The sequence below is a fragment of the Faecalibacterium prausnitzii genome, assembly GCF_003287405.1.
GTDB lineage: Bacteria > Bacillota > Clostridia > Oscillospirales > Ruminococcaceae > Faecalibacterium > Faecalibacterium intestinale.
Map to the genome: position 1 here is coordinate 1 of NZ_PRLD01000026.1, position 7435 is coordinate 7435.

Annotated in this window: 8 protein-coding genes and 1 tRNA gene; 4 read left to right on the plus strand and 5 right to left on the minus strand. The window is 54.7% G+C overall.

The features are described from left to right. Nucleotides 1-4: 4 nt before the first annotated feature. Nucleotides 5-80: transfer RNA gene (locus C4N24_RS14330), tRNA-Lys, on the plus strand. Between the two features lie 162 nt (nucleotides 81-242). On the opposite strand, the gene C4N24_RS14340 is transcribed toward C4N24_RS14330, so the two are convergent. The 5 genes from C4N24_RS14340 to C4N24_RS14360 form a co-directional block, all read right to left on the minus strand. Continuing rightward, nucleotides 243-1631 carry a site-specific integrase gene (locus tag C4N24_RS14340; RefSeq protein WP_112091964.1) on the minus strand — a complete coding sequence of 463 codons (1389 nt, stop codon included), beginning with the start codon at nucleotides 1629-1631 and terminating at the stop codon, nucleotides 243-245. A 15-nt stretch (nucleotides 1632-1646) separates the two neighbouring features. Next, nucleotides 1647-1961 carry a helix-turn-helix domain-containing protein gene (locus tag C4N24_RS14345; protein WP_112091965.1) on the minus strand — a complete coding sequence of 105 codons (315 nt, stop codon included), beginning with the start codon at nucleotides 1959-1961 and terminating at the stop codon, nucleotides 1647-1649. Nucleotides 1962-2003: 42 nt separating this feature from the next. After that, nucleotides 2004-3269 carry a plasmid recombination protein gene (locus C4N24_RS14350; RefSeq protein ID WP_112091966.1) on the minus strand — a complete coding sequence of 422 codons (1266 nt, stop codon included), beginning with the start codon at nucleotides 3267-3269 and terminating at the stop codon, nucleotides 2004-2006. A 365-nt stretch (nucleotides 3270-3634) separates the two neighbouring features. Continuing rightward, nucleotides 3635-4951 carry a DNA primase family protein gene (locus tag C4N24_RS14355; protein ID WP_112091967.1) on the minus strand — a complete coding sequence of 439 codons (1317 nt, stop codon included), beginning with the start codon at nucleotides 4949-4951 and terminating at the stop codon, nucleotides 3635-3637. Between the two features lie 73 nt (nucleotides 4952-5024). Continuing rightward, on the minus strand, nucleotides 5025-5633 hold the full coding sequence (locus C4N24_RS14360; RefSeq protein WP_112091968.1) for a CHC2 zinc finger domain-containing protein: 609 nt from the start codon (nucleotides 5631-5633) through the stop codon (nucleotides 5025-5027). A 38-nt stretch (nucleotides 5634-5671) separates the two neighbouring features. Here C4N24_RS14360 and C4N24_RS15465 point away from each other — a divergent pair, with 38 nt between their 5' ends. The 3 genes from C4N24_RS15465 to C4N24_RS14370 are packed head-to-tail and all read left to right on the plus strand — an operon-like array spanning nucleotide 5672 to nucleotide 7361. Beyond that, nucleotides 5672-5824: a hypothetical protein gene (locus C4N24_RS15465; protein ID WP_181573116.1), complete on the plus strand. Its 153-nt coding sequence runs from the start codon at nucleotides 5672-5674 to the stop codon at nucleotides 5822-5824. 57 nt (nucleotides 5825-5881) lie between these two features. Continuing rightward, complete coding sequence (locus C4N24_RS14365; protein ID WP_112091969.1) at nucleotides 5882-6712, plus strand: helix-turn-helix domain-containing protein; 831 nt, start codon at nucleotides 5882-5884, stop codon at nucleotides 6710-6712. Then, a complete protein-coding gene (locus C4N24_RS14370; protein WP_112091970.1) occupies nucleotides 6696-7361 on the plus strand; it encodes a sigma-70 family RNA polymerase sigma factor in 666 nt (221 codons plus the stop codon). Before C4N24_RS14365 ends, C4N24_RS14370 begins: the two co-directional genes overlap by 17 nt. Nucleotides 7362-7435: the final 74 nt, after the last annotated feature.

Here is a 7435-nt window from a genome sequence, read left to right on the forward strand (position 1 = left end):
ATATGCACCTCTAGCTCAGTTGGTAGAGCAACTGACTCTTAATCAGTGGGCCCAGGGTTCGAGTCCCTGGAGGTGCACCAGATATTGAACGTCAAATCGTAAGATTTGGCGTTCTTTTTTGTTATGTAACCCCGAAAAATCGGGGTCTGCACGGTCAATGCACGGTTTTTGCACGGTCGGCTTTTTCGTAGGAATCCTTTGCAGGGGCTGGAATTACTTTGAAATGCGTGGTAAATTTTGCATCAAGTCAACAGAGCCAGACGGAGCTGCGCCTTTACTTCGGGGTCTGCATTCTTCAGCAGTTCCAGCAGAGCAGTCATAGAGATGGTCGGTTCGCCTGCGGCGGGTACAGCCTGCGGGCTGGGGCTTTCGGACTTAGCATAGAAGCCTTCCTCGAACTTCCTGCCCAGCTCTACACGGGAGGACTGCTGGATGTGGGCATAGGTGTTCACCAGCATATCTGCCGTAGCGTGTCCTGTGGTGCCCTGAACGGCCTTCACATCGCCGCCGGAGATCATCAGCTGGTAGGTGGCACTGGAGTGACGCAGACCGTGGAACACGATACGCGGGAACTCCGGGTGTGCATCCTGCCATTTGAGGAACTTCTTGCGGATGAGCACCGGCTCCACCGCCAGACCGTTGGGCAGACGGAACAGCATACCGCTGTCATGGTAGCGTGTCGGATCTTTCATCTCGTCTGCCGCTAACTGATTCAGCCACTTCTTCAATTCCTCTTTCAGTGCGGAGGTCATGAAGATGGTGCGGCAAGAGGATGCGGTTTTTGTGCTCTTCAAAATGAGGGAAGTGGTGCTGCGCTCCAGCTTGTCCGGGAATACCTTGATGATGCAGCCATCGTCCACTTGGTTCAGGGCTTCTTTTCGCACCCGCTGCATGGATTTGTTGATACGGAAGGTTCCGATGCCATCTGCTGCGTCAAAATCAAGATCTTCCGGGGTCAGACCTACGATCTCACCCTCTCGCAGTGCGCCCACCAGAGTGAGATGCACCGCCAGATGCAGGATAGGGTCCTCCATGCTGTCCAGAGCCGCTCGCATTTCCTCCACCGTCCAGATGGTGCGCTCCTGTGTGGACTTCTTAGGGCTGTCCACAGGGACCGGGCTTTTGACGAGGATGCCCCACTCTACGGCGTACTGAAACGCTGTACCTAGCAGCCGATGCACTTCGTGGATCGTCGTGCCAGAAAGGAACCGCTGCTTCTGCTTTTCGGTCAGTTCCTGCTTCTTTCCCTCGATATACGAGCCACAGGGCGTTTTGCTCAGGGTCGTATAAAGATTTTCCATGTGATAGGGTCTGAGTTTCTGCATCTCCATATCACCGATATAGGGGATAATCAGATTCTGGATGGTGGAAAGGTTGGATTCGTAGGTCTTGGGAGCCCACTTGTGTTTGCTGCACTGCTTGGGCAGCCAGTCCATCAGGAACTCTGCCACCGTCACCGAGGACGGGATCAGGAAGGTTCCCGTTGCCAGCTCGTGTTCGATTTGTTTCTTTCGGTTCGTTGCCTCCTCTTTGGTGGGAAAGCTCTCCCATTTGTCGCAGCTCTTGCCGTGTTCATCTTCGTAGGTGTAGCGGACGCTGTAAGAGTTGCCGCGTTTTGTAATATATGCCATACTGTTGCCTCCTTATCAAGCTGCCCGGTTGAGCCACGCATCGAAGCTGTCCTTCGGGACACGGATGCTTCCGCCTACCCGCAGGACACGGAATTTGGTGGTGCTGTTGCACAGGTTGTAAGCAGAGCGCAGGCTGATGGCCAGCATTCGTGCAATCTCTTCCACCGTGTACACCAGCTTCGTGGTTGCCGGGCTGTCAGTCGGAGACTTGACGGCATTGGTTTGAGTGACCACCTCCATTGTAGTGGGATTCGAGTCCTTTTGCAAGAACTTATTCGTATAATCGGAAGATTGCACAGGGACGGTCATAGAATTACGGTCAAAATCCATAAGCATTTCTCCTTGTATTGTCATATCATCTAAAAATTCAGCTTAAAGTTCTACATCTTGCCCACGCCTGCGGTTTCGCTGCTGCACATTCATGGTGCGCTCCTGCTTGGGGGCAAGAATCTTTTCCAGAAAGCCGCGCACCAGTTCGGGCGCACGGTGGAGAGCATCCAGATAGGGTTTCACGTCGTACCACAGGTCGTGGTACTTGTTGCTCCAACGAACGGCCTCTTTCTTGGCGGTGGAAAGTTCTTCTTTCAGGCGGCGGTTCTCCACGTCCATCATATAGCCGTGGTCAGCCTGTTTTTTCAGTTTGGAAAATTCTTCTTCGGTCAGCGAGTAGTTACCGAGAAAGGTGCGCTTGCCGATATAATCCAGATCGCGCGCATGAATGAGGGCTTCTTTCGTGAGCGTGGCCTTTTTCTGCACAGCGGCAAGTTCCTTCTCCTTTTTGGAGAGGGTCTGACTGGTTTTGGCAAGCGACTGCGCCTTTTGGTCGGCTTGGGCGGTCAGGCTGTCCAGACGTTCCTGCTCCCGCTGGACTTTGAACTGGGTGACGGTCAGGTGTTCTTCGGTGCTACCGCGCTCACCGCGCTCTACATCCGTGTACCCGGCATTGCGCATATAGTTGAAGAAATCGTCTTGCAGGACACTGTACGACTTCTTCAGGACTGGCTTGCCGCTCTTTTGCAGGACAGGCTTTCCAGCATCGTCCAGCAGGGGCTTGGAAGCCCACTTCTTGCTTCGGCTGACCTGCATGACGGTCTCCTTGACGGTGCCGACCAATGCCTTGTCCTTGCAGCGTTTCGACCAGAGGATCTGCTTTTCCACCACAGGTACATAGACCACGTGGAGATGGTAGTGGTAGACCTCCCGGCCCAGTGCTTCGGTCATGGCACGGTTGATCTCATCGGCGTGCATGACTGCCGAGAGGATATACTGCTCACCACCCACGATCTGAACGGCTGCTTTGTAGGCATCCTCATAGAACTGCTTGGCGAACTCGTAGCCACCGTGATTGTCAAAATAGGCCGAGTTGACATCAAAGACCAGTTCACAGTAGTGGGTAGCATCCGGCTTCAGGCCGCGCGTGGAAATCGTGCCAGCGGCTTCCAGCTGGGCGAACAGGTCGGTGTAGCTGGCGGTTGGCTTCTTGAAGTGGACGTTCCATGCAGCACGCTGGGGGATAATGTCGGGGTTCCGATAGCTGTCCTTTTCGCGCTCGTTGTGCTGTTGGGTGTTGCCAACAGCCTTATCCGAAACAGCGAGGTTTCGGACACTGGTGCGGTCAATGCCATCATTTCTTGCCAAAGGGCATCCCTCCTTTCAAGGTTCATCGAGAGGTGACGGGGAACGGAGATGCACTTCTGCGGAAGTGTAATAACCCACTATGACACTTTCATCCCTATGGTCTGCAAAGTGTAGTGGGCTCTCCGAGGGGGAACGTCTCCTGCGGGAGAGTTACAATCAAGTTCGCACAATGCGAACTTGATTGCTCCGTACGCATCCGAAAAAATCGCGTACGGAGTTCAAATAACCTGTACGGTTCGTACGGTGTACGAAAACCCGAAATATAAACGATAACACGCCTTAATTTGTCTCGATTTGCCGTACAGGTGCGTACAAGTACAGACCGTACAGGTTGTACGAACTTCTTCCGTGAAAAAATGCAATTTTTACGGGCAGGGGTGAACAAGCGGTTCAATGCCTACAAAACCCCGCACCCTGCGGCCACCGGGCAGGTAGATGTTGTTGGTGGCTTCAAGGTTGTAGCGGCGGTCATTCTGGCGCAGCTCTGCGCTGAAACGGATCGCCGATACGCTGTGACAGGCGTTATCTTCGCACCACAGTTTGTAGATTTCATAGAAATCTTTGGAACTGATGGAGTAGTCCGCCTTGAAACGGAAGTAGCCCTCGGACTCCATAAAGTCGATGACATTGTTGCTGCTGCGCTTGATGGTGTCCACGTTGGCGGCGGCTCGTTCGCTGACGGTAAAGCGGAAATCGTTCTGCACCAGCCGGTGCAGCCCTTCCAAACACCAGAGCAGGATGCCCTCCAATTCGGCGCACATCTTCTCCACAAGGAAAGGGTCGTCTGTGCGGTCGGCAGGCTTGTCCTTGGTGGTCAGGATGAGCTGGCGGCGGAAGAAGCCGTCCGAATGGTCGTACAGCGAGGTCAGCGCACCGTTGCCGAAGCAGAGAAACCGGGCGTAGATGTCCCGCTGGTAGCTCTGGACACCCTTGCGTTCCAAGTCCAGCTTGGCTTCGGCGGTCACGATGGTCTTGATATAGTTGGTTTTGGGCAGGGCGTTCATGTCCATGTCATCGTCGATCATGAGCAGGCGGCGTTCCAGATCGGCACGGGCAAAACGGTTGTTCTCCACTTTCTGGACGCTGCCGTTGCTGGCGGCATCTCCCATGAGCCGTTTCAGCACCAGTCCGATGCGGGACTTGCCCTCGCCGCCCTTGCCAACGATGAGCATCATCTTCTGCCCTTTGGTGCTGGGAATGAGACAGTAGCCCAGATATTCCTGCAAGGTGGGGATGTCGGCATCGTCCAGCAGCTCGTGCAGAAAGGTCAGCCAGCGGTCAGGGCTGGCGGCTTTGGGGTCATACCTCACAGGCAGGCGGTTCTGGCAGAACAGCCGGGTCTCCTGAAAAGAGCCGTCCGGCAGATGGTACACGCCGTTCTGGAGATGGATGCAGTCCTGTTCGATGGGAAAGGGGTCGGAAAAGGCCAGCAGCTTGATGGTCTCCAGAATGTTGGTGACCTTTTTGGACAGGCCGGAGGTGACATATTCCTCGATGTTCTCCAAGATGCGCTGCTTGATCTCGCTTTCGTCCTCCACTGGGCCGTCCAGCGTGTACAGCGTTCCGTTGACGCATTTCAGCGGCCACTGTTCCAGAAAGGCACGGCCAAACTGGACTTCATCGATCTTCTTGCCGTTGTACCAGTCCGGCCATAAGGGGTTGCGGGAAATGTTTTTCTTCATAGGGTGGTTCTCCTTTAGAAAAGTGAAGTGATAGGTCTCACGGTGAGACCCACCACTTTAGGTGAATCAATTGTCAGGCGCACTTTGCCAGAGCAAGGCGGTCGGTGCGCTCCTCCAGCATCAGCAGGTACGACCCGGACAGCAGCTGTGCGGCGGCAGCGGCCTTCTGCTGGGGCGTTCCAAATGCAACACAGTCCGTCAGGTGCTCGATGGTCTCGGTCGTGTGGAGGGCTTCTTCAAACCGTGGGTCATGCGGTTCTTCCGGGCTGGCGGGCTTGTAACGCTTTCGCCAGTCGTGCAGCAGGTCGAGATAGTCGGTCAGCACCCGCAGGCAGTAGGCGATGTCTGCCCACTGCTCGTCCGTCAGGCCACGCTTGGGCGGCGGCAGGGCGATGGCGTTGGCGGGCGGCTTGTCCGGGTCAAGCCCGAAGTCGTGTATCAGCTTCTCGGCGGCTTGCCGTGGGTTCAGGTCGAACAGCTTGGCGGTGAGGTCGATGGCATCGCCGTTGGCTCCGCAGCCAAAGCAGTAATAATAGGTGTCGTTCAGCTTCATGCTGGGGTCGCTGTCGGAATGGAACGGACAGCACACCATGCCATGGCGGTCTGGCTCCATGCCGTACATCTCTCCCACCTGCCGAACGGTGATGGCGGACTTGATCTTTTGATACAGGCTCAAGGGCATTCCTCCTTTGTTTCGTGCGTTGCACCAGAGACCCTAGCGTGGGAACTCTGGTGTTTTTTGTTTCCTGCCTGAATATACGGGGAATTTTGCAGAAAGAGCAAAAAAGCGGCAGAACTGCAACGGAAAAAGAAAAAAGCCCTTACTGGTTGCAGGGCTGCAACAGCAAGGGTGGAGAGGTGACCGTATATTGAACAAAACGGCAGAGCGTATTATAATGAGGAAAAAGCTCAAAAAGGAGGGCCGACCACATGGCACAGGAATATCTGCCCGCACCGTCCAACGTCCGTCTTGCGGACTTGATGAAAGAGCACAATATCAGCCAACCGGAGCTTGCCAAGGAAATCGGCTGCTCCAAGAGCACCATCAGCCGTTTTATTAGTGGCGCGAAAGGAACCCTGACCCATGAGCAGGTGCTGAAGATTGCAAGGCTGTTCAACGTATCTACGGATTTCCTGCTGGGAGAAACCAACATCCCCGACCGCAAGAACTACGACATTGCCGAACTTGGCCTGTCCGTAGAGGCTGCAAAGAACCTCTACACAGGGCGTGTCAATACAGAGGTGGTCAACCTGCTGTTGGAAAACGCCCGCTTTGCAGAGCTTACTTACCGCATAGCGCAGTATTTTGATGATACCTTTGCTTCCGGCATCGCAGCACAGAACGCCATGCTCACGACATTGAGCACCCTGCTGCGCACAAAGGTCAAGACCCCGGAAGCAGCCAAAGCCGCAAAGGACATCAGTCTCCGAAGAAAGCCAGTGTACCAAGGCGACCTTGATGACATTGAAACGTACTTCATGGCAGCGGTCAAGGAAATCAAAAAGGGTATCGGGAGCCATTACGCCGAGCAGGAAGCCATGAGCAAGAAAGCGGCAGAGAAAATGTTCACCGAATTGACCAAAGGGCAGGATGTGCAGCACCCAACGATTACGGCAGAGCAGTTGACGAATGCAATGTTGGACAGCGTTTCGGGTATGGAAGGAGCCACGCCGGAAGCGCTGGAACAGCTGCGAAGCGGTCTGTTGGGAATCTTGCAGTCTGCCGCAGAGCAGGAAAACGCCCATGAAGCAGACGAATGAACGGCTTTGTGCGCTGGCACAGAAAGGCGATGCTGCCGCGTTGGACAGCCTGATCGACAACAACAAGTCCTTTATCGGCAAGGTGGCGAATGACCTTTTTCGCAGCATGAATCTGGCACAGTCTGGCTTGAGCCTTGACACGGACGATTTGAAACAAGCGGGCAATCTGGGGTTATGGAAAGCCGTGCCGAAATTTGATGCGGCGCGCGGCATGAAGTTCCTGACCTATGCGGCTCCTGCTATCCGTAACGCCATGATGGATATGGTTCGAGATGCCTTTTCCGCTTTTGAGCAGCGGATGGTGACGGAGGATAAGGACGGTATCTGCTGCCAGCGCGTTTCGCTGGACGATGTTCTGCCGGGAGAGGAACAACTGCGGCGCATCGAAGCCATAGCTGACCCTTATGCCATGCAGCCGCAGAGCATTATGGAAGAGCAGGAATCGCGCTGGGAACTGTACGATGGTCTGAAACGGCTGACCCAGCGGGAGCAGACCTATCTGCTGTACCGCTATGGCTTTACTGATGGCGAGGAACATCCGCTGATCGGCACGGCGATATACTTTCACCTGACAAAAGGCCGCGCCCAAAAGACCGAGGAACAGGCCATGGATAATCTGTGGCTGGAACTGCCGTGGTGGTTTATCTGAATGGGCAGAGAGGAATTGTGTCAAATTGACATAATTCCTCCCGATAAGAGGGATGTGAGCGAAAATGCTGGCAA

Bases quoted from the DNA above. Each gene is read 5' to 3' on its own strand.
- C4N24_RS14365 (WP_112091969.1), top strand. From the start codon at position 5,882: ATGGCACAGGAATATCTGCCCGCACCGTCCAACGTCCGTCTTGCGGAC.
- C4N24_RS14340 (WP_112091964.1), bottom strand. From the start codon at position 1,631: ATGGCATATATTACAAAACGCGGCAACTCTTACAGCGTCCGCTACACC.
- C4N24_RS14370 (WP_112091970.1), top strand. From the start codon at position 6,696: ATGAAGCAGACGAATGAACGGCTTTGTGCGCTGGCACAGAAAGGCGAT.
- C4N24_RS14360 (WP_112091968.1), bottom strand. From the start codon at position 5,633: ATGCCCTTGAGCCTGTATCAAAAGATCAAGTCCGCCATCACCGTTCGG.
- C4N24_RS14355 (WP_112091967.1), bottom strand. From the start codon at position 4,951: ATGAAGAAAAACATTTCCCGCAACCCCTTATGGCCGGACTGGTACAAC.
- C4N24_RS14345 (WP_112091965.1), bottom strand. From the start codon at position 1,961: ATGGATTTTGACCGTAATTCTATGACCGTCCCTGTGCAATCTTCCGAT.